This window comes from Sphingopyxis sp. L1A2A, from assembly GCF_005502465.1.
GTDB lineage: Bacteria > Pseudomonadota > Alphaproteobacteria > Sphingomonadales > Sphingomonadaceae > Sphingopyxis.
The window spans coordinates 1-21778 of the sequence record NZ_SCOT01000035.1 but is presented as its reverse complement, the minus strand read 5'-3'; the positions used below and the strand labels follow the sequence as shown (position 1 = coordinate 21778).

At 64.1% G+C, this 21778-nt stretch carries 22 protein-coding genes; 8 read left to right on the top strand and 14 right to left on the bottom strand.

Annotated elements, in window-relative coordinates; all coding sequences use genetic code 11:
• Window positions 1-11: 11 nt before the first annotated feature.
• From FFS68_RS15065 to coxB, 12 genes are all read right to left on the bottom strand, one after another.
• Window positions 12-1547 (bottom strand): tryptophan halogenase family protein, encoded by a 1536-nt coding sequence (locus FFS68_RS15065; RefSeq protein WP_137754014.1) that lies wholly within the window; start codon window positions 1545-1547, stop codon window positions 12-14.
• Window positions 1548-1653: 106 nt separating this feature from the next.
• Window positions 1654-4647, bottom strand: coding sequence for a TonB-dependent receptor (locus FFS68_RS15060; RefSeq protein ID WP_137754013.1), 2994 nt, complete (start codon window positions 4645-4647; stop codon window positions 1654-1656).
• Between the two features lie 172 nt (window positions 4648-4819).
• Entirely contained in the window at window positions 4820-5698 is an 879-nt protein-coding gene (locus FFS68_RS15055) for a class I SAM-dependent methyltransferase (protein ID WP_137754026.1), read from the bottom strand.
• A 4-nt stretch (window positions 5699-5702) separates the two neighbouring features.
• Entirely contained in the window at window positions 5703-7100 is a 1398-nt protein-coding gene (thrC, locus tag FFS68_RS15050) for a threonine synthase (RefSeq protein WP_137754012.1), read from the bottom strand.
• A gap of 27 nt (window positions 7101-7127) precedes the next feature.
• Complete coding sequence (locus tag FFS68_RS15045; protein WP_249340184.1) at window positions 7128-7772, bottom strand: SURF1 family protein; 645 nt, start codon at window positions 7770-7772, stop codon at window positions 7128-7130.
• A complete protein-coding gene (locus FFS68_RS15040) occupies window positions 7765-8142 on the bottom strand; it encodes a DUF983 domain-containing protein (RefSeq protein WP_249340185.1) in 378 nt (125 codons plus the stop codon). The genes FFS68_RS15045 and FFS68_RS15040 overlap by 8 nt, the downstream gene beginning before the upstream one ends.
• Window positions 8143-8161: 19 nt before the next feature.
• Window positions 8162-9037 carry a cytochrome c oxidase subunit 3 gene (locus FFS68_RS15035; protein ID WP_137754010.1) on the bottom strand — a complete coding sequence of 292 codons (876 nt, stop codon included), beginning with the start codon at window positions 9035-9037 and terminating at the stop codon, window positions 8162-8164.
• An 81-nt stretch (window positions 9038-9118) separates the two neighbouring features.
• On the bottom strand, window positions 9119-9694 hold the full coding sequence (locus tag FFS68_RS15030; RefSeq protein WP_137754009.1) for a cytochrome c oxidase assembly protein: 576 nt from the start codon (window positions 9692-9694) through the stop codon (window positions 9119-9121).
• Entirely contained in the window at window positions 9691-9840 is a 150-nt protein-coding gene (locus tag FFS68_RS17965) for a hypothetical protein (protein WP_171003905.1), read from the bottom strand. Before FFS68_RS17965 ends, FFS68_RS15030 begins: the two co-directional genes overlap by 4 nt.
• On the bottom strand, window positions 9837-10748 hold the full coding sequence (locus tag FFS68_RS15025; protein WP_137754008.1) for a heme o synthase: 912 nt from the start codon (window positions 10746-10748) through the stop codon (window positions 9837-9839). Before FFS68_RS15025 ends, FFS68_RS17965 begins: the two co-directional genes overlap by 4 nt.
• Before the next feature lie 59 nt (window positions 10749-10807).
• The gene (ctaD, locus tag FFS68_RS15020; protein ID WP_137754007.1) at window positions 10808-12493 is read right to left on the bottom strand and encodes a cytochrome c oxidase subunit I; all 1686 of its coding nucleotides are present in this window, start codon (window positions 12491-12493) and stop codon (window positions 10808-10810) included.
• 15 nt (window positions 12494-12508) lie between these two features.
• The gene (gene coxB / locus FFS68_RS15015; RefSeq protein WP_137754006.1) at window positions 12509-13606 is read right to left on the bottom strand and encodes a cytochrome c oxidase subunit II; all 1098 of its coding nucleotides are present in this window, start codon (window positions 13604-13606) and stop codon (window positions 12509-12511) included.
• A gap of 232 nt (window positions 13607-13838) precedes the next feature.
• On the opposite strand from coxB, the gene pyrE reads away from it, so the two are divergent.
• From pyrE to FFS68_RS14990, 5 genes are all read left to right on the top strand, one after another.
• Entirely contained in the window at window positions 13839-14420 is a 582-nt protein-coding gene (gene pyrE / locus FFS68_RS15010; protein ID WP_137754005.1) for an orotate phosphoribosyltransferase, read from the top strand.
• Complete coding sequence (locus tag FFS68_RS15005; protein WP_137754004.1) at window positions 14417-15148, top strand: pyridoxine 5'-phosphate synthase; 732 nt, start codon at window positions 14417-14419, stop codon at window positions 15146-15148. Before pyrE ends, FFS68_RS15005 begins: the two co-directional genes overlap by 4 nt.
• Before the next feature lie 115 nt (window positions 15149-15263).
• The gene (gene acpS, locus FFS68_RS15000) at window positions 15264-15665 is read left to right on the top strand and encodes a holo-ACP synthase (RefSeq protein ID WP_137754003.1); all 402 of its coding nucleotides are present in this window, start codon (window positions 15264-15266) and stop codon (window positions 15663-15665) included.
• A gap of 7 nt (window positions 15666-15672) precedes the next feature.
• The gene (gene lepB, locus FFS68_RS14995) at window positions 15673-16515 is read left to right on the top strand and encodes a signal peptidase I (protein ID WP_137754002.1); all 843 of its coding nucleotides are present in this window, start codon (window positions 15673-15675) and stop codon (window positions 16513-16515) included.
• 11 nt (window positions 16516-16526) lie between these two features.
• A complete protein-coding gene (locus tag FFS68_RS14990) occupies window positions 16527-17627 on the top strand; it encodes an AI-2E family transporter (RefSeq protein ID WP_137754001.1) in 1101 nt (366 codons plus the stop codon).
• Between the two features lie 39 nt (window positions 17628-17666).
• Here FFS68_RS14990 and FFS68_RS14985 read toward each other — a convergent pair whose 3' ends face one another.
• Entirely contained in the window at window positions 17667-18215 is a 549-nt protein-coding gene (locus FFS68_RS14985; protein ID WP_137754000.1) for an FKBP-type peptidyl-prolyl cis-trans isomerase, read from the bottom strand.
• 316 nt (window positions 18216-18531) lie between these two features.
• Window positions 18532-18738 (bottom strand): 30S ribosomal protein S21, encoded by a 207-nt coding sequence (rpsU, locus tag FFS68_RS14980; protein ID WP_037510267.1) that lies wholly within the window; start codon window positions 18736-18738, stop codon window positions 18532-18534.
• A gap of 284 nt (window positions 18739-19022) precedes the next feature.
• Between rpsU and FFS68_RS14975 the strand changes: the two genes are divergently transcribed.
• From FFS68_RS14975 to FFS68_RS14965, 3 genes are all read left to right on the top strand, one after another.
• Window positions 19023-19787, top strand: a complete 765-nt coding sequence (locus tag FFS68_RS14975; protein WP_137754024.1) for a class II aldolase/adducin family protein — start codon at window positions 19023-19025, stop codon at window positions 19785-19787.
• Window positions 19788-19814: 27 nt separating this feature from the next.
• Window positions 19815-20360, top strand: coding sequence for a (2Fe-2S)-binding protein (locus FFS68_RS14970; protein ID WP_137753999.1), 546 nt, complete (start codon window positions 19815-19817; stop codon window positions 20358-20360).
• Between the two features lie 134 nt (window positions 20361-20494).
• Entirely contained in the window at window positions 20495-21532 is a 1038-nt protein-coding gene (locus FFS68_RS14965; protein WP_249340183.1) for an RcnB family protein, read from the top strand.
• The last annotated feature ends 246 nt before the right edge of the window (window positions 21533-21778 follow it).

Here is a 21778-nt window from a genome sequence, read left to right as displayed (position 1 = left end):
AAAACTCTTTCCTATCGCGCGGCCAGGGCGCCGGTCGGGGGCTGGAGCGCATCGAGATAATCGCGATTGGCAGGCAGGGCGGCGGCGAGCGCGCGGGCGCGCTGGCGGGTTTCGGCGAGCGCGGCGCTGGCACGGTCCGCGGGCGCCAGATCGGACGGCACCGGAAAGCCCATGCCATAGAGAATATATTGGTGGCTTTCGGCCGAGAAAATTTCGTCGACGCGCGGGAAATCCCACACCGACGGCGGCTGGTCGCGCCACAGCTGCAACTGCTCGGCCAGCCGCGGCGGCAGATGCGCCGGGTCGCGCTGTGCCAGCCAATAGGGCTCAGTGCGCTGGCTGAGCGCATAATGGAGCTTGAGGAAATCGACGATGCGGTCCCAGCGATAACGGAACAGATCGTTGAAGCGGTCGGCGTGGATCGGCATCGCGGCGCGGCTCGCCGGAAAATTGTCGATCAGCGCGCGCAGCGACAATTCGATCATCACGATCGCCGACGCTTCGAGCGGTTCGATGAACCCTGCCGACAGGCCGATGGCGACGCAATTGCCCTCCCAGAAACGCGCCCGATGCCCGGTCGGAAAGCTCAGCCGCCGCGCCGGAACATCGGGGGCACCCGGCAGGACGCGCGCGATATAGGCGCGCAACTCCGCCTCCGCCGCATCATCGTCGATGAACCGGCTGGCATAGACACAGCCGATGCCGCGCCGCCCGGGCAGGCCAATGTCCCAGATCCAGCCCGCAGCGTGCGCGGTCGCCACGGTCTGCGACGCGATCGGGCTCCCCGGCGCGACCGGCACCTGCGCCGCGAGTGCGCGGTCGTTGAACAAAATGTCGCTGCGGTCGATCCACTCAACGCCGAGATGGCCGCCGATCAGCAGCGCCGCATGGCCGCTGCAATCGATGAACAGGTCGCCGTCGATGTCGCCATGCTGCCGCGTCGCGACCGATGCGATGCCGCCCTCGCCGTCGCGCTGGACGTCGGTGACATGGTCCGCGACATGCCGGACGCCCAGCCGCTTTACCGCGTGCGAGGCGAGCAGCGCGGCAAATTTCCCCGCGTCGAGATGATAGGCATAATTGGCGGCGCCCTGATAATCGGGCATCGACCGCTGACGCGGTGCAAGGTCGAGATCGCAGACCTGCGCCTGCGCACATATCGCCGCGGCGAACGGCACATCGGGCGCCTCCGCCTGCCACGCCGCCAGCAGCTCGCGCGTCGGCATCGCCGGCGGCGGGGTGAAAGGGTGGAGGTAGCGATCATCCGCAGCGCCGGTGACCCAGCCATCGAAGCGCGAGCCTTGCTTGAACGACCCGTCGCACGCGGTCAGAAATTCGGCCTCGCCGATCCCGATGCGCGCCAGCGTGTCGCGCATCGTCGGCCAGGTGCCTTCGCCGACGCCGATGGTTGGAATGTCGGGCGCTTCGATCAGGGTCACCGACAACCGCTCCGACACCCCGTGCCGCGAGGCGGCGAGCAGCGAGGCCGCGAGCCAGCCGGCGGTGCCGCCGCCAACAATGACCACCCTCTCGATCGCTTTGTCCATTGCCGTCGATCCTAAGCCAGCATCCCGCCGCCGTCACGCGAAAGAGCCGCCCTTCGAAAAGGAGCGGCTCTCCCGCCTGCGACCCGGCGGGCACAGCCCGCCCGCGTCAGAAGCTGAACCGGACCCCCGCCGCGTAACGGGCATAACCCGGCGATGCGAAAGCGGCGTTATTTTCCGACCGGAGGTGGCCGCGGCGGCTTTCGCCGGTCAGGTTGATCGCCTCGACAAAGGCGGTGAAGCCGGGGATGAATTCATAGCTCGCGCTGGCGTCGATCTGCCAATATTCCTCGACATAGAAGGGGTTCGGCCCCGTCCCTGCCAGGAATTTGTCGCGCCAGTTCCACGCGACGCGCGCCTGGAGCGGACCCTTGTCGTAATAGAGCACGGCATTGGCGCTGTCACTGAGCCCGGTCAGCGCAAACTGCGGCACCGACGACGGCTGGGCATTGTCATAGGTCGCGTCGCCGTTGACGATCGTATAGTTCAGAATGACGCCGAACCCCGTGTCCCAAAAACTATGTTGCAGCGCGAGCTCGAAACCGTGGATCTTCGCCGACTGGTCGCTGTTGATCGGCGTCGTGATTTCAAAGTTCAGCGGCGCGTCCTCGGCCAGTCCAAAAATGTCGCCGGTCCAGAAGCCGCTGGCATCGAGCACCGGATTGCCGTTGGCGTCGCGATTCACGCGCACCGACGCGGCATAGTTGCGCAGAATGAAGTCGCGCAGATCATTGGCCCCGGCATTGGCGCCGCGCGCCGCGACCGCGGCGCGAAAGCGCGGGCCGTCGGCCGGGTTGGTCAGCCCGAACGCATTGGCATCGACGCGCGTCGTCGACAGGAAATTCGACACGCGCTTGTGAAAGAAGCCCGCCGAAATATAGCTTTCGCGCGCATAATACCATTCGGCCGACAGGTCGATATTCTTCGACTTATAGGGCAGCAGGCCGGGGTTGCCCTGACTACCCGTACCACCGCCGATGCGGAACAGCTGATCGATTGTCCGCCCGCCCTGCATGCTCGCATAATCGGGACGCGTGATCGTATGGCTGTACGAAGCGCGCAGTTTGACATTTTCGATCGGCTCGATGTCGAAATCGACCGCGGGGAGCCAATGATCATAGCTGCCTTTGAAGCGCGTAAAATCGCTCGTCGGGCCAAAGATCACCCCGAATTCGTTCGCGGCGACCCAACGGGTGCCGGTCGGGATCGGCACCAGCGCGGTGGCATCGACGATCGTATCCTCATAACGCACCCCGGCGGTCAGATGCGCTTCACCGGCACCGACGTCGAACTTGGTCGAAACTTGCAGATAGGGCGAAAGCGTCTTTTCATTGAGGCGCCGGTCGGTGGTGTAGTTGGCGAGGCAGGTGTCGGCCGACCCCGCACCGTTGCACGTGCCGTAGAGACCATCGATCAGATCGACCATCCGCTCGAAATCGAACTTGTAAAAGCTGGGGATGATGTCTGCGGCGCCGCTCACGCCCTTGAACTTGTCGGGCAGGGTTGCGAGCGTGAAAATGTCGTCGGGGATATCCGATGCCGGCCCGGCGCCGCCCCAGCTGTCGTTCTGGATGAAGCCATAGGCCGAACGGACCTTGCTATCGATATAGGACACGCCGAAATCGATGCTGTCGAGGAAGCCACCGTCATGCTCGTAGCGACCACGCAGCTGGATCTGATCGATTTCATTGCGGAAATAGGCGTTGCGAAAGGCATTGCCCGTGGGCGTGATCAGCGAGGCGTTCAGCGGGTCGATGCCCGGCGCCATCTGATAGGAAATGACCGGCAGATCCTTCTCGAAATTGATCCGCTGGTTGACGACCCCGAACACCGCGTTGCCGACGGCGACGCTGCTGCCATATTTGTTGCTCGGTTTCGACGTCGCGGTCGAGTGGTGATAGTCGAGCGCCATCGTCACGCCGCCGGGCGCTTCCCAGGTCAAATTGCCGCCGATCGAGTGATTTTCGCTGCGGTTGGCGGTCAGCGCGCCGCCGTAGGACAAATCCTTGCGTTCGGCGGCCGCAAAGGCTTCGGAATAGAACAGCGGCCCGGCGACAGGGCCGTCGGTCCAGGCGCTCGACGTGTTGTTGTGGTTGAACCACACCCCGACGTTGCTGTTGCGCACTTCGACGGTGTTGCGCGAATAGGTGTAGTCGAGCGTCGCGGTCAGCGCATCGATCGGGCGGAATTGCAGCACCGCCTGGCCGTTGAAGCGTTCGCGGTCGATGTCGTTGAGGTCATAGGATGCGTTCTGCGGCACCTGATAGACGTCGGTCGCATCGGGACGGTTGGTGATATTGGCAAAGCGCGGATCGCCCGGCTGCGCCAGCGAACCCCAGTTGTTCTCGGCGCCGGTATAACCGTCGCGCCAGCCGACATTGGCGGTGTTCACGCTCGCCTTGCGGCGCTGATACGACCCGACCAGCAGGATGCCGACGCGGTCGTCGGCAAAGGTCGTGCTGATGATGCCCGACACTTCGGGGGTGATCGGATTGCCCTCGTTGCGCGAGCTGTCATAGACGCCCTTGACCGCCAAGCTGCCGCGCAGCCCCGTCTTGTCGAGCGGCCGCGGAGTCTTGATGTTGATCGACGAGCCGATGCCGCCCGACGCAATCGCGGCGCGGCCGGTCTTGTACACCTCGACCCCCGCGACGCCTTCGGACGCAAGGTTGGCGAAATCGAACGACCGCGACGACGGTGCGCTGGCGCCATCGCCCAGCGACGAGGTCGGCATCTGACGACCGTTGAGGGTCACCAGGTTGAATTCGGGACCGAAGCCGCGCACCGTCACGAACGAACCTTCGCCGTTCGAGCGGTCGATCGACACGCCGGTGATGCGCTGCAGTGATTCGGCAAGGTTGGTGTCGGGGAATTTGCCGATGTCCTCGGCTGAAATCGCATCGACCACACCCTGCGCCTCGCGCTTGATGTCGGCCGAAGCCGCCAGGCTGGCGCGGATCCCGGTGACGACGATCTCATCGCCATCAACGGCGCTGTCCGCGGGTGCGTCCTGCGCCATGGCGGTTTGCGCCGCGCCCATCAGCGACAGGGCCGACGTGCCGACCAGAAACTTGCCAAGCCAATGCTTTTGAGACGCCCGCATCCGTCATTCTCCCCAAATTCACCGCTCTTTTAATGGCGGCATTTCCTCAATGTGAACGTTATCTAAATGGGAACGTTCTCATTGTCAACGCATCGACTGTGGCATTTCGGTCACAATGTTGCGGTTTTTGGCGCCGCAAACGTATGCAGCAAAGCGCAGCGCCGGAAAACCGTCAGCGGCTCCAGCGCGCAAAAATCGCGGTCGGCAGCAGCAGCCCCCGCGCCTCTTCGCGCACCGCCAGCTCGCCGCATTCGACCTGTCCCGGCAGGTCAGCGAACAGCTGCGCGAGCAGCTCGCCGATCGCCAGCGCCGACATGCGCACGGCATAGACGGTCAGGAACAACGCCCGGCTGTCGGCATCGAGCAACTGGCGGCAATCGGTCAGCAGCGGCGCCAGCCCCTCCTCAAGCTGCCAGCGTTCGCCGGTCGGACCGCGCCCGAATTTCGGCGGATCAAGGAGGATCGCGTCATAGCGTTTCTGGCGCCGCACCTCGCGCGCAGTAAATTTGCCGGCATCGTCGATAATCCAGCGCACCGGCTTGTCGGCCATGCCGGCGAGTTCCGCATTTTCGCGCGCCTGTCCCACCGATTTCTTCGACGCATCGACATGGGTCACCGACGCGCCCGCCGCCGCGAGCGCCTGGCTGCCGACGCCGGTATAGCCGAACAGGTTGAGGAACGCCGGGTCGGGCTTGTCGGCGATGCGCTCGCGCAGCCAGTCCCATACCGGCGCCATGTCGGGGAAAAAGCCCAGATGGCGAAACGGGGTGCATTGCGCGGTGAAGCGCGCCTCGCGCCACGCCAGCGGCCAGCCCTCGGTCGGCACCGGTTTGTTATAATACCAGCGGCCGCCGCCATCATCGTCGGACGCCGGAATGAATTCGCCGTCGGCCGCCTCCCATTCGCTGGCGGGGAGCGCGGGCGCCCACATTGCCTGCGGTTCGGGGCGGATGAAACGATAACGGCCATAGCGTTCGAGCTTGCGGCCGCCCCCGCTGTCGACCAGCCCATAATCGTCCCACGCCTCGCCAACCAGCGTGACGAGCGGCAGCAACTCAGCCACGGGCGGCTTCCGCCAGGACAAAGGCCTTCACCGCGTCATAATCGCCCGGCAGCCGCTCATAGCGTTCTTCGCGGTCGAACAGATTGCCAAGCCGCGCCGGCAGCGCCGGACGGACGCCGGTCGCGCGCTCGACCGCTTCGCGGAACTTGGCCGGATGCGCGGTCGCCAGCGTGACGACGGGAATGTCGGCGTCAATCTCCAGCGCGCGCGCCGCGGCGAGGCCCACGGCGCTGTGGGGGTCGATAATCTGGCCGCCATGCTCCTGCGCCCAGCGCAGCGCCAGCGCCATCGCATCGCCGTCGATGCTGGCGCTCGAAAACAGCCCGCGCGCGCCCGCGAGCATGTCGGCGGGGATGGTCATCGCGCGATTGCGATCGAATTCGCCCATCATGCCGGTGATCGCAGCGCCGTCGCGTCCCGACAGATCGAACAGCAATCGCTCGAAATTGCTGCTGACCTGAATGTCCATGCTGGGGGTCGCAGTCGCGGTGACCGTCCCGGCGCTGTAGTCGCCGTTGGTCAGCGCGCGGTGGAGGATGTCGTTGACGTTGGTCGCGACGACCAGCCGCGCGATCGGCAGCCCCATCTGCGCCGCGACATAACCCGCGAACACATCGCCGAAATTGCCCGTCGGCACAGCGAAAGCAACCGGACGGTCGGGCCCGCCCAGGCGCACCGCGGCGTAGAAATAATAGACGACCTGCGCCATCAACCGCGCCCAGTTGATGCTGTTGACCGCCGACAGGGTCACCTTCGCCCGCGCCTCTTCGTCACCGAACAACCGCTTCACCATCGCTTGGGCATCGTCGAAACTGCCGTCGATCGCGATATTATGCACGTTCGGCGCCAGCACCGTCGTCATCTGCCGCCGCTGGACGTCGCTCACCCGGCCTTCGGGGTGGAGCATGAAGATGCGGATATGTTCCCGCCCCGCGACCGCCTCGATCGCCGCCGATCCGGTGTCGCCCGACGTCGCGCCGACGATGGTGATGTCGGTGCCGCCGCCGCTCAGGAATTTTTCGAACAGCTGGCCGAGCAATTGCAGCGCGACGTCCTTGAACGCCAGCGTCGGGCCATGGAACAGTTCGAGCAACCAGTGGCGATGGTCGAGCTGGACCAGCGGGGTCACCGCATCATGGCTGAAACTGCCATAGGCGGCGCGGCAAAGCTGGCGCAGTTCGTCCTCGGACAGCACGCCCGCAACGAACGGGCGCATGACGCGCACCGCGGTTTCGGCATAGTCGAGCCCGGCCAGCGCGCGGATTTCGCCCTCCGGCATCTGCGGCCAATGCGCGGGCAGATAAAGGCCGCCGTCGCTGGCGAGGCCCGCCAGCGTTGCGGCACGAAAGTCGAGGGTCGGCGCAGAGCCGCGGGTGCTGATATATTCCATGGCGGCCCCGCGCCTAGCGGGCCAGCCTCAAGGCCGCAAGCGGCGACGGACAGCCAGGAAGTAGATCACCAGCGCCGCAATGGCGAACAGGAACCATTGCCCCGCATAAGCGAGGTGATTGTTCGGCGTGTTATCGGCCGAGGGGACGGCACTCGCGCGCAGACCCGCAACGGGTGTATCGGCGATCAGCATCGCCCGCGCGGGCCTGTCTTTGCCCGCCGCGCGTTCCATCACCGTCGGCTGGTCCGGGCCGGGGACGATCGTCCCCCGCACGATCCCGCCGGTCCATTTCGGCGGGGCGAAATCGTCACCGATCCCGACATCGACCAGTACCCCCGGGCCTTCGGCGCCGGTGCGGCAATCGGCGATCATGCGAAAGCCCGCTTTGCCCTTCTGATCGGTGCCGCTGCGCGGATCCCAGCGCACGGGTTCGAGGCAAACGACGCTACTCTTGCGAAACAACAAGGCGTCGGCGACCGGCGGCAGTTCGGGATAGGTGACCAGCGACGACATCGCCATGTTGCGCTGATACAGCGCGACCAGCGCTTCCTTCTCGGTCTTGCGCTGGAGCTGCCACACCCCAAGCGCGATCATCACCAGCACCGCAGCAATGACGATGATCGTCGGCATCAGCGGCCAGCGCCGCGGCGGAGGCGTTGCGGGATCAGTCATGCGGCTCGTCGACTTTCCGGCCCTCGATAGCTTGCCGTTGATGCTCGCTCGCCAATAGCGCGCCCTTGGCGACGCGCAAACCATAGACCACAGCACCGGCAGTGAGCGGAACCCAAAGCAAGACATGCACCCACAGCGGCGGCTGCACCGCGGCATCGAGCGTCAGCGCCAGCACGACAAGCAGCGCGCCGATGATAAGGGTCAGGAAGGCGGCGGGGCCGTCGCCGACATTATAGCGGCCATAGTCGAGCCCGCAGGCGCGGCATGTCGCCTGAAACCTGACCGGGCCGTCGAACAGCGTCGATGCACCACATTCGGGGCAAAGGCCAAAAAGGGCAGCGCGCCAGACCGGCGGCTGCCCTTTTGATATGGAATCGTCACCCGGCAATTTAGTGCGCGGCAATCGGTGCGCCCCAGCCACCCCAGACATAGACGATGATGAACAGGAACAGCCATACCACGTCGACGAAATGCCAATACCAGGCGGCAGCTTCAAACCCGAAGTGCTGCTTGGGAGTGAAGTGGCCCTTGTACGTGCGCACGAGGCAGACGATCAGAAAGATCGTGCCGACGAGGACGTGGAAGCCGTGGAAACCGGTCGCCATGTAAAAGGCCGAGCTGAAATTGCTCTGGCCGAAAGCGAACGGCGCATGGGCATATTCATAAGCCTGGATCGCCGAGAAGATCGCCCCGAGGATGATTGTCGCCCACAGGCCCTTTTTCAGCCCTTCGCGGTCACCATGGATCAGCGCATGATGCGCCCAGGTGATCGTCGTGCCCGAACAGAGCAGGATCAGCGTGTTGAGCAGCGGCAGCGAGAATGCGTCGATGACCTCGATGCCCTTTGGCGGCCACTGGGTGATCGCCGCGGCGCCGTCCTGACCGAACAGCGAGGTAACCGCGCCATCGACATATTCGATCGGCACCGGGAACAGCGTAAAGTCGAACCACGCCCAGAACCAACCGACAAAGAACATCACTTCGGACGCGATGAACAGGATCATGCCATAGCGCAGGTGGAGCTGGACGACCGGGGTGTGGTCGCCGGCATGGGCTTCATTGATGACGTCGGACCACCAGCTGAAGAAGGTGGCGATCACGCCCATGAAGCCCAGGCCAAGCACCCATTTGCCCACGCCGCCGAAATAATCGTCGTGCATGAACATCACGAGCCCGAAGAACATCACCAGCGCGGCGAACGAGCCGATCAGCGGCCAGACGCTGGGGTTTACGAGGTGATAGTCATGATGTTTCGCACCGGACATGGCGTTTTTCCCGTTTTGCAGCCCCGGCGTCGCGATTCCCCATCGCCCGCCGGTCCTTGAATTAAGACTCTGATCGCGGCCTTAGCTCGCCTTTTTACCCTCGTCTACAGGGTGGAAGGTGTAGCTGAGGGTGATTTCCTGGATGTCGCGCGCGTCGGGATCGTCCATGATTTTGGGATCGACGAAGAACAATACCGGCATCCGCATCTGCTGCCCCGGCTCCAATCGCTGTTCGGTGAAGCAAAAGCACTGAATCTTGGTGAAATATTTGCCCGCCTGCGTCGGCGTGACGTTGAAGCCCGCGGTGCCAACGACCAGCTTTGACGAGTTATTCTCGGCGATAAAGATCGCCATGTCGCGCGCGCCGATGCTGACCGTATCGGTCGGATGCTCGGGATAGAATTTCCACGGCAGCCCGGGTGAGACATTGGCGTCGAAACGGACCGAGACGGTCTGCGACAGGACCACCGGATCCGCCGCCGCGGCGACCGGATCATAACGCTGCGTCGTGCCCCCGAACCCGGTGACGCGGCAGAACAGATCATAGAGCGGCACAGCTGCAAAACCCAGCCCGACCATCGCGAGCGCCAGCGCCGACGCAAGGCTCGCGGTCTTCGCTTTGGGGGACAGTCGCCCAATTGCCGGAAAAGACGTCATGCGAATATCTGGATCTTGGCAATCGTGATGAAGAAAAACAGGATCGCGAGGCCGCCGAGCATCCACGCCATCATATTGGCACGGCTGCGCTGGCGGCGGCGATATTCGACCTCGTCAAAGGGTTCGAGATTCGGATTTTCGGTCATAAAGGCCACCATTGATCGGCAACAACGGCGCCGAAGAGGATGAAAAGATAGGCGATTGAGTAAGCGAACAGCCGCTTTTCGGGTTGCATCAAATCGGCCTCGCCCGTCGTGCGGGTGCCAACCTGCAGCGACAACGCAACGAACAGCGCCGACAGGATGACCGCGGTCCAACCGTACAGCGCGCCGGTGTAGCCAAGCGGCCAGGGCGCGATCGCCGCCACCGCCATGATCAGCGCATAGAAGAGGATTTGCCGCCGCGTCGATTTCTCGCCCGCAACGACCGGCATCATCGGGATCCCCGCGGCAGCGTAATCCGAGCGCATGAACAGCGCGAGCGCCCAGAAATGCGGCGGCGTCCACAGAAAGATCAGCAGGAACAGCATCACCGGCAGCGGCGCAATGCTACCCGTCGCCGCGACCCAGCCAATCAGCGGCGGAAACGCCCCTGCCGCACCGCCGATGACGATATTCTGCGGCGTCCGCGGCTTCAGCCACATCGTGTAGACAAAGACGTAGAAGAGGATCGACGCCGCCAACAGCAGCGTCGCCTGCCAGTTCGACGCGAACAGCATAAGAAACAGCGAAAACGCCGCCAGCCCGATGCCGAATTGCAACGCCGTCTGCGGGTCGAGCCGCCCGGCAGGCAGCGGTCGTCCCGCCGTGCGCTTCATCTTGGCGTCCAGCCCTGCCTCATACCATTGGTTGAGCGCGCCCGACGCCCCTGCCCCCAGCGCGATCGCCAGGATCGAGGCAAAGGCCAGGACGGGCGGAACATGAACCGGTGCCGCAAGCAGCCCGCACAGCGCGGTGAACACCACCAGCGACATGACGCGCGGCTTGGTCAGCGCGAACAGGTCGCGCCAGTCGGCCGGAAGGGCCGTTTCGCCGTGGGTCAGGCTCTGCGCCATGATAACTCCGGCCGGACAGGCAAAGCCCCCTGCCGGACATCAGCAGGGGGCAAAGCCGATCAGGCGATACGCGGCAGTTCGTTGAACTGGTGGAACGGCGGCGGGCTCGACAGCGTCCATTCGAGCGTCGTCGCGCCTTCGCCCCACGGATTGTCGGCGGCACGCTTACCGGCGACCAGCGAGTAGAGGATGTTCACGAAGAAGATCAGGACGCCAACCGCCATGATGACATAGCCGTAGGACGAGATCAGGTGCCAGAAGGCATAGGCTTCGGGATAATCGGGGTAACGGCGCGGCATGCCCTGCTGGCCCAGGAAGTGCTGGGGGAAGAACAGGACGTTGACGCCGATGAAGAAGATCCAGAAGTGCAGCTGACCCAGGAACTCGTTGTACATCCGCCCCGACATTTTCGGGAACCAGTAATAGAAACCGGCGAACAGCGAGAACACCGCGCCCAGCGACAACACATAGTGGAAGTGGGCGACGACATAATAGGTGTCGTGCAGGTTGGTATCGACCCCGCCATTGGCGAGCACGACGCCGGTTACGCCGCCGACGGTGAACATAAAGATGAAGCCGAGCGACCACATCATCGGGGTCTTGAACGTCATCGAGCCGCCCCACATCGTCGCGATCCAGCTGAAGATCTTGATGCCGGTGGGAACCGCGATGACCATCGTCGCGGCGGTGAAGTACATCTTCAGGTTCACCGACATGCCGACGGTGAACATGTGGTGCGCCCACACGATGAAGCCGACGACGCCGATCGCAACCATGGCATAAGCCATGCCGAGATAACCGAACACCGGCTTCTTGCTGAAGGTCGAGATGATCTGGCTGACAATGCCGAAGCCCGGCAGAATCATGATGTACACTTCGGGGTGACCAAAGAACCAGAAAAGATGCTGGTAGAGGACGGGATCACCGCCGCCGGCCGCATCATAGAAGGTCGTGCCGAAGTTGCGGTCGGTCAGCAGCATGGTGATCGCCGCGGCCAGAACCGGCAGCGCGAGCAGCAGCAGGAAGGCGGTGACCAGCACCGACCACACGAACAGCGGCATTTTGTGGATCGTCATCCCCGGCGCGCGCATGTTGAAGATGGTGGTGATGAAGTTGATCGCGCCCAAAATCGACGCCGCGCCTGCGAGGTGAAGCGAGAAGATCGCCATATCGACCGCCGGCCCGACCGATCCGCTGGTCGACAACGGGGCATAGACGGTCCAGCCGGTACCGGCACCAAGTCCGCTGCCGCCCGGAACGAACATCGACCCGACCAGCATGATGAAAGCAACGGCGGTCAGCCAGAAGCTGACATTGTTCATGCGCGGGAACGCCATGTCGGGCGCGCCGATCATCAGCGGCACGAACCAGTTACCGAAGCCGCCGATCATCGCGGGCATCACCATGAAGAACACCATGATCAGGCCGTGCGCGGTGATCATCACGTTCCAGAAATGCTTGCCCTGCACTTCGCCCGCAGCGGGATCAAAAAATTGCGCCCAGCCGGTCAGATACTGGATGCCCGGCTCCGCCAGTTCCCAGCGCATCAGGCCCGAGATCACCCCGCCGACGATGCCGGCGATGATCGCGAAGATCAGGTAGAGGGTGCCGATGTCCTTGTGGTTCGTCGACATGAACCAGCGGACGAAAAAGCCCGGGGTATCGTGATCATGGTCGTCATGCGCGTGATCGGTGTGGCCATGAGCGGGGCCATGGGCGGGTGCAGTTGCGGCGATATCGGTCATCTGTCGGACCCCTTTTTAATTCGTGGCGACCGGCGCGGCGGCGGGCGCCGCTGCCGGGGCAGCTTCGGTCGTGGTGGCGGCCGGCGTCACGGCGGGTGCGGCAGCGCCAGCAGCAACGGGAGCCGGAGCAGCGGCAGCAGGCACCGCCGCTACCGGACCGGCCGGGTTGCCGCCCTTCGAGCGGACCCAGGCTTCCCATTTATCGACCGGCAGCACTTCGACGGCGATCGGCATGAAGCCGTGATCGACGCCGCAAAGTTCCGAACACTGACCGTAATAAACGCCGACCTTGTTCGCGGTAAAGGTGGTTTCGTTGGCACGGCCGGGAACCGCATCCATCTTGGTCCAAAAGGCCGGGACGGCGAAGCTGTGGATGACGTCGGCGCCGGTGATGATCAGTTTCACCTGACGACCAACGGGAACGACCATACGGTTGTCGACCGCAAGCTGGTGCGGCTCGCCCGAGGCTTTCGCCTGATCTTCGGTCAGCATTTTCGACACATATTCGCCAATGCCCTGATCGGGATAGGCATAGCCCCAATACCATTGGTATCCGGTGACCTTGATCGTCAGCGCTTCCTTTTTCGGCGGCTCATATTGCTGCGCGAGCAGCCGGATCGACGGGACGGCGATCACGGCAAGGATCAGCACCGGGATGGCGGTCCAGATGATTTCGATGAAGGTGTTGTGCGTCGTTTTCGACGGCACCGGGTTCGCCTTGGCGCGATAGCGGAACATTGCCCACAGCATCAGCCCCAGCACGAGCAGCGTGATGATCGTGATCACCGGCAACAGGATGACATGGTTGAACCAATATGCCTGCTCACCGACCGGGCTGACCTGCGGCTGGAAATCGATCCCCGCGTCGATCGGCTGGCCGACCCCGGGGGTCGGCTTCATCGGCACATAGGTGGCATCGCCTGCCGGGACAGCGGCGGCGACCGTCGCCGGCGCTGCTGCATCGGCGGCAACCGGAGCCGGATTCGCCGCGGCCGGGGCGGTCGCTGCGACAGGCGCTTCGGCCGGAGCCGTCGCCGGTGCCTGTGCATGGCCGACGCCCACCGCGCCCAGCGACAAAGCTGCCGCAATTACAAGGGTTTTCAAGCTCTTCATAAGGATAGTGCCGCCCGTTGCCTGTTGTTCTTTTTCCGCTTCGTCCCCTGTGCGGCCGCGACCGGACATGCGTCCGGCCAGCCACTGGCGGGGCTGAATCTCGCGGGCGCTATAGACCCGCTTGCCGCTTGCCTCAAGCATCTCTAACACTATTTTGCGGCTGGATAATCTTCGCCGCCAAAACCCGGTCGCCCGCCATGGGCGACGCACTGGACAAAAGAACAATTCTCCCATGACCGATGATGAAATCCTGGCCGAATTCCGCGCCGCCGAGGCCTTGCTGCAAGGTCACTTCCTGCTGTCGTCCGGCCGCCACAGCGAATATTATCTGCAATGTGCCCGGGTGCTGATGGACACCGAACGGGCCGGACGACTTGCGGTCGCGCTCGCCGCCAAGCTGCCGCGCGAGCTGAAACAGGCGATCGACATCGTCGTATCCCCGGCGATGGGCGGCGTCATCATCGGCCATGAAATGGGCCGCGCGCTGGGCAAGCCCGCGATTTTCGTCGAGCGCCCGACCGGCACCTTTGAACTGCGCCGCGGCTTCACGATCGAACCCGGCGCGAAAGTGCTGATGGTCGAAGATGTCGTGACCACCGGCCTGTCATCGCGCGAGGCGATGGCGTGCGTCGCCGCGGCAGGCGGTGAGGTGATCGCCGAGGCGGCGCTGGTCGACCGTTCGGCGGGCAATGTCGACCTGGGTGTCCCCTTCTATCCGCTCGTCGCGATCAACTTCCCGACCTATGCCGATGGCGAACTGCCGCCCGAGCTCGCGGCGACCCCGGCGATCAAACCCGGGAGCCGCGCGAATTGAGCAGCCGGCTCCGCCTTGGCGTCAACATCGACCATGTCGCGACGATCCGTAACGCGCGCGGCGGCGAGCATCCCGATCCGGTGCGCGCGGCCCAGATCGTCGCGGCGGTCGGCGGCGATGGCATCACCGCGCATTTGCGCGAGGACCGCCGCCATATCCGCGACGACGATCTGGCGCGTATCCAGGCGGCGACCGACCTGCCGCTGAACCTGGAAATGGCGGCGACCGACGAAATGGTCGCGATCGCGCTGCGCCACAGCCCGCATGCGGCGTGCATCGTCCCCGAAAAGCGCGAGGAGCGCACGACCGAGGGCGGGCTCGACGCCGCGGGGCAGCACAATCATCTTGCCCCGATCGTCGCGCGGCTGAACGATGCCGGCATCCGCGTCAGCCTGTTTATCGAGCCCGATCCGCGCCAGATCGAAGCGGCGATGATGCTGCGCGCGCCGGTCGTCGAATTTCACACCGGCCGCTATGCCCACCAGGAGGGCGAAGCGCGCGCCGTGGAACTCCGCCGCATCGCCGACGCCGCCGCGCTGGCGTGGAAAAACGGCATCGAACCGCACGCCGGGCACGGCCTGACCTATGACAATGTCGTCCCGGTCGCCGCAATCCCGCAGCTCGCCGAGCTGAACATCGGCCATTATCTGATCGGCGAGGCGATCTTTACCGGGCTGGAAGACGCGGTGCGCCGCATGCGCGTGCTGATGGACGAGGCGCGGGGGTAATGATCAAAAACAACGTCATTGCGAGCGAAGCGAAGCAATCCAGGGGCGGCCTTGCACCGTTCTGGATTGCCGCGTCGCCTTCGGCTCCTCGCAATGACGACCGGTTGGGGCCGTCATGATCATCGGCCTCGGTTCCGACCTTTGTAACATTGAGCGGATCCAGAATTCGCTCGACCGTTTCGGCGAGCGGTTCGAAAATCGCGTCTTCACCGATGTCGAACGCGCCAAGGCGGCGCGGCGCCCTTTCACCCGCGCCGGAACTTATGCGAAGCGCTTTGCGGCGAAAGAGGCTTTTTCAAAGGCTGTCGGCACCGGGTTCAAGCGCGGCGTGTTCATGAAGGACATCGGGGTCGTCAACGCCCCCTCGGGCGCGCCGACGCTGGCGCTGACCGGCGGCGCTGCCGAACGGCTGGCCGCGATGATCCCCGCGGGTCATAGCGCGCATATCCATCTGACGCTGACCGACGATCATCCCTGGGCGCAGGCGTTCGTCATCATCGAAGCAATCAAGGACTGACCGGCTCATGGCGAAAAACAAGACGAAGGACGAAGGCAGTTGGGGCAAGCTGATCCGCGACATCGTGGTCATCCTGCTGCTCGTGCTCGCCATCCACAGCTGCGTCGCCAAGCCCTTTTATATCCCGTCGGATTCGATGATGCCGATCTTGCGCAACGGCGACCGGCTGATCGTCAGCAAATATCCCTATGGCTGGTCCTATTCGTCCGTCAGCTTTCACCTCGCGCCCAAAACCGCAGGACGCTGGTTCGCCAAGCTGCCCGAACGCGGCGACATCGTCGTACTCGAACATCCGGTGACGCGGATCGACTATATCAAACGGGTGATCGGCCTGCCCGGCGACACGATCCAGCTCCGCAATGGCGAACTCAGCATCAACGGCAAGCCGGTGAAGCGCGAAGTCCAGCCGCTGCTCGCCATCCCGGTCGACCCCAATTTGCCGAGCGGCGACAGCAGCCTCGATCGCTTTATCGCCCGCGGCGCCGATGGCCGCGAGGTGCTGGAATTGCCGATCGTCCGCGAAACGCTGCCCGGCGGCGCGACCTTTGACACCATCGATATGGGGCCGGGCTACACCACTGACGATTACGGGCCGATCACCGTGCCCGCCGACCATCTGTTCCTGATGGGTGATAACCGCGACGGCAGCGCCGACAGCCGGGTCGACACCAGTCAAAAGGGATTGGGCGGCCCCGTGCCGTTCGACACGATCGCCGGGCGCGCCGAGATCATCAGCTTTTCGACCGATGGCACCGCCATATGGTATAATCCGCTGAGCTGGTTCAATGCGCTGCGCTCCAACCGCGCGGGAACCGACTTGCGGCCCGAACGTAGCAGCAAGGCAAAATAGGGAGCAGGGCTATGGTGGAGAGGAAAGAGCGGGCACAGGCGCGCGCCAAAGCCACCGCCAACGCCCCCGGCCCGACCGAGATCCGCAGCCACGTCGTCCGCACCGAATTGCTCAAGGCCAGCGTCTGGCTGGGCCTCGCGCTGCTGATCGGCGCGTGCATCGTCCTGATCCAACCGATCCTGCTGATCTTTGCCGCGATCGTCATGGCGTCGATGCTCGACGGCGGCACCCGATTGCTCGGGCGCGTCCTGCCGATCGCGCGCGGCTGGCGGCTGTTGATCGTCTGCCTGACGCTGCTCACCTTCATGGTATGGACGGCGATGTTCGCCGGATCGCAGATCGCCGACCAAGCCGCGTCGCTGCAAGGCGTGGTGATGGGGCAGGTCGAACGATTGGCGGCGTGGGCCAGCGATCATGGCATGGGCAGCTTCCAGCTGGATACCAAGACGATCTCGGACAATTTTGCCGGCACCTTCGGCCGCGTCACCGCGGCGGTCGGATCGGTCGTCGGCGCGCTCACCAGCGTGGTGATGATCGTTATCCTGGGCATCTTCATCGCGATCGAGCCGCGGCTGTACGAACGCGGCGTCGCGTGGATGCTGCCGATGAAAAACCGCGAGAATTTTTACATCACCACCGCGCGCATGGGGTTCACGCTGCGCCGGTTGATGGCGGGCCGTCTGCTCGGCATGCTGGTCGAAGGAATTGGGACATGGCTCGCCTGCATGGCGGTCGGCATTCCAATGGCGGCACTGCTCGGCCTGCTCACCGGCCTGCTTGCCTTCATCCCCAATATCGGCGCAATCATATCAGGCGCGCTGTTGGTACTCGTCGGCTTTTCGGCCGGGACCGACACCGGCCTGTGGGCGGTCATCATCTATTTCGTCGTGCAGACGGTCGACGGCTATCTGATCGTACCGATGGTGGCGAAAAAGACCGTCGACCTCGCCCCGGCGCTGGTGCTCGGGGCGCAGATCCTGTTCGGCGCGCTGCTCGGCATCATGGGCCTCTTCCTCGCCGACCCGATCGTCGCGATGATCAAGGTCGCGCTGGAACGCGAGGCCGAGCGCAATGCGGGAACGGCGCCGAAGGACGCCAAGGCGGCGGCGTAAAACGCCGTCGCCCCCGCGAAGGCGGAGGCGACAATTGCGTTACGGCTGCGGCGCACCCGGCGGCGGGCCGCCCGGGCCAGCGCCGCCCGGCGCGCCCTGCATCATCTGTTGCTGCTGCATCATTTGTTGCTGTTGCTGCATCTGCTGCTGCATCGCGCGCACTTCGGCTTCGGAGCGGAAGTCGAGCAACGTCACGGAAAAGTGCAGCGTGCTGCCAGCCGGGATCGGTCCGGTGGCACGGTCGCCATAGCCCAGCTGCGGCGGGATGGTGATCTTGTACTCGCCGCCCTTTTTCATCCGGGTCAGAGCTTCCGAAAAGCCCGGAACGACCTGGGCCACCTGCATCGGCGCTTGTTCATTGGCATCGAAAACGGTGCCGTCGTCGAGCTTGCCTTCATATTTGACCAGCACGACGTCGGCCTTGGTCGGGCTGTTGCCCGTGCCTTCCTTGACGACCTCGAACCCGATGCGCGGGGTCATGTGCCAGGCAAAGGCGGCGCCGGCGACGAGCAGCGCCAGCAGGCCGAACCACATCAGCCACAGGCCGCTTTTGCTCACCGGGCGCAAGGGAACCGTCGTCACGCTCATTATCGCTGATCCTTCCGCTGCCCGCACGAAGACTTATGGCGGGCGATATTGTTGCGCCCGCCTATAGGCGGAGCGGTCCCGAACGGTCCAGCGTGAATCGAGAGCACAAAGATTGTTGGTGCGGATGGTGGCGGCTGCCTTCGTCTTTCCCACGATCGTCATCCCGGACTTGATCCGGGATCCATAGCCACCTCGGTCGCCTGGACCCCGGATCAAGTCCGGGGTGACGACGAAAGAATGGGCGCAACGAAAAAGGCGCCGCGGTTGCCCGCAGCGCCTGTTTCACGATCCGAATCCTTAAAAGGAAGGACGGGTCTTACTTGATCCCGTCGCGTTCCATCCGCTTGCGCTCCATCTTGCGGGCGCGGCGGACGGCGGCGGCGTGCTCACGCGCGCGCTTTTCGCTGGGCTTTTCGTAATGACGGCGCAGCTTCATTTCGCGATACACGCCCTCACGCTGCAGCTTCTTCTTGAGCGCGCGAAGGGCCTGGTCGACATTATTGTCGCGAACGATGATCTGCATGGGCCGTGTCGTCTCCGGTTCGTCCAACGATGAACGGCAACCGGATATCCAGTCCGCCATAAATCGCCGATATAAGGGCAATAAAAGAAGCGCCGCGAACCCGCGACGTTCCGATGGCTGGGCCACTAAAAGGATTCGCGGCGAAATGCAAGCCCCTGCGCGGCAAAACGCCCCGGCCCCGCTAACGAACCGCCCGGCCCGCTTGCGGGATTGTGCGCCCCCCTTGCCTTATGGCATAGGTAGCAGGACGAAACTAAGAAACTAACATGACAAAGGGACAGGCGATGGCGACCCAGCTCAAGCGCAACAGCAAATATAGCGAAGCCGAATGGACGGCGCGGCAGGAACTGGCCGCCTGTTACCGGATTTTCGCGATGATGGGCTGGGACGAGATGATCTTCAACCACATCACGGTGAAGCTGGACGATCAGGAAGGCGCCTTTCTGATCAATCCCTATGGCATGCATTTCAGCGAAGTCACCGCCTCCAGCCTGATCAAGATCGACATCGACGGCAACAAGCTGGACGAAGACAATCCCTGGCACGTCAACAAGGCCGGGTTCGTCCAGCACAGCCTGTTCCACCGCGTCCTGCCCGACGCGCATGCGATCATCCACACCCACACCACCGCGACGGTCGCGGTGTGCGGCCTCGAAGGCGGGCTGCAACCGGTCAATTTCTATGCCTGCAACTTTATGGGCCAGCTCGCCTATCATGATTTCGAGGGCGTGACGGTACGCGAGGAAGAGGGCGCGCGGCTGGTCGAGCATCTGGGCGACAAGCGCATCCTGATGCTGCGCAACCACGGCCCGGTGGTGATGGGCAAATCGCTGTCCGATGCCTTCATCAAATATTGGGCGCTGCAGCGCGCGTGCGAAATCCAACTGGCGACGATGAGCATGGGCAAGCCGATCCTGGTCGAAGAGGACGTCATCAAGGTCCACCAGCGCGATCTGTATATGGCGGCGATCCCCGGCCAGTCGGGCAAGGCGGAGTTCGACGCGATGGTGCGCAAGGTCGACAAGATCGACACAAGCTGGCGTGACTAATCCAGCGGTGACGTTAAATCTTCGCCGATGACGCGATTCTCAGTCAACGACCGTCCGGTCGAATATCGAATGGAACCCGAAACGCCTTTGCTGTGGGCGCTGCGCGACGCATCGAACCTGACCGGGACCAAATATGGCTGCGGCACCGGCGAATGCGGCGCCTGCACCGTCGACATCGACGGCGAATCGATCCGCAGTTGCATGGTCACGATCGCCGAATGTGAGGGCCGCTTCGTCACCACGATCGAAGGCCTGTCGCGCGACCGCAGCCATCCGGTGCAGCAGGCATGGGTCGCCGAACAGGTGCCGCAATGCGGGTTTTGCCAGTCGGGGATGATCATGGCCGCCGCCGCCCTGCTGCGGACGAACAGCAACCCCAGCGACGCCGATATCGACGCGGCGATCACCAACATCTGCCGCTGCGGCACCTATCCGCGCATCCGCACCGCGATCCGCCGTGCCGGGCGCGTCTTGCGCGGCGAGGAACGGATCGCCGCCGCCCCGCCGCCCGGTATCCGCCCCGAAGATGCCGCGCGCGCGGTCCCCGCGCTGCGCCTGCCCCCCGGCACCTGAGCCCGGCTGTTCATGTAGCTGAACCGCAGGCAACAGCGCGGTTCAGCCGCCGATCATCTTGCCGCCGGTAACAGATGATTCATCATCCCGGCTGGCGTCTCCAGCAATCGGGACATGAGTTGGAGAATGGCGAGATGAAAAAGATGTTCGGAGGGTTGCTGATCGCTGCAACGATCCTGACCCCCATTGCCCCGGCCGCCGCGCAGGCGTCGGGCGAGCGTGTTCAGCTGGCGCAGCGCGGCGATGGCGAGCGAGGCGACCGGGGCGACCGCGGGCCGCGCGGTCCCGAGGCACGCCGCGGCAACAATGGCGGCGAAGCGCGCGTCCAGCGGCAACAGGCACAGCCCCGCCCCGAGCGCCAGCAACGCAGCGAAATGCGCCAGCAACAGCGCGGGAATAGCGAACAACGTCAGGCCCAACGTCAGCAGTGGCAACAGCAGCGCGGCAATGACCAGCAGGGTCAGCGCCAGTGGCAGCAACGCGGCAACGATCAGCAACGGCAGGCGCAGCGTCAGCAATGGCAGCAGCAGCGCAGCGATCAGCAGCGCCAGCAGCAGCAGGCCCAGCGCCAGCGTGGCGGCGTCTATGACCGCAACGACGACGGCCGTATCGACCGCCGGTGGGACCGCAACCGCAACGGCGAGGTCGATCGGCGCTATGATCGGAACGACAATGGCCGCGTCGATCGCCGCTACGACCGCAATCGCAACGGCGATCTCGACCGCCGCTGGGATCGCAACAACAACAACCGCATCGATCAGCGCGACGGACGTTACGATCGCAACCGCGATGGCCAGATCGATCGGCGTTACGACCGCAACAACAATGATCGCGTCGATCGCCGTTATAGCGACCGCCGCGGCAACTGGAATCGCTCGTGGCGCGATGACCGCCGCTACAACTGGCGCGACTACCGCCAGCAGTACGGCAGCCGCTATCGTCTGGGCAGCTATTATTCGCCGTACCGCAACCATCGCTACACGCGGTTCAGCATCGGCTTCAGCCTGGGCTCGCTGTTCTACAGCAGCCGCTACTGGATCAATGATCCGTGGCAGTATCGCCTGCCGCCGGCTTACGACGGCTATCGCTGGGTCCGCTATTACAACGACGCGATCCTCGTCGATACGTACAGCGGCCAAGTGGTCGACGTGATTCACGATTTCTTCTGGTAAGTCCTTTCGATTACCCGAAGACAAACTCAAGGGGTCGGCTTGTCCGACCCCTTTTTTCGGCGTCATTGCGGCGAGTTGTGACGGGTAGCAGATCTGATCCTCCCTGTGGCGCAGCCATGGGGAGGTGGCAGCGCGAAGCACTGACGGAGGGGCGGTGGCGCCACCGTCGCAAGGCCCCTCCACCCCTTGCTTCGCAAGCGGTCCCCCTCCCCATCGCTACGCGACAGGGAGGATCAGATCCTCGGC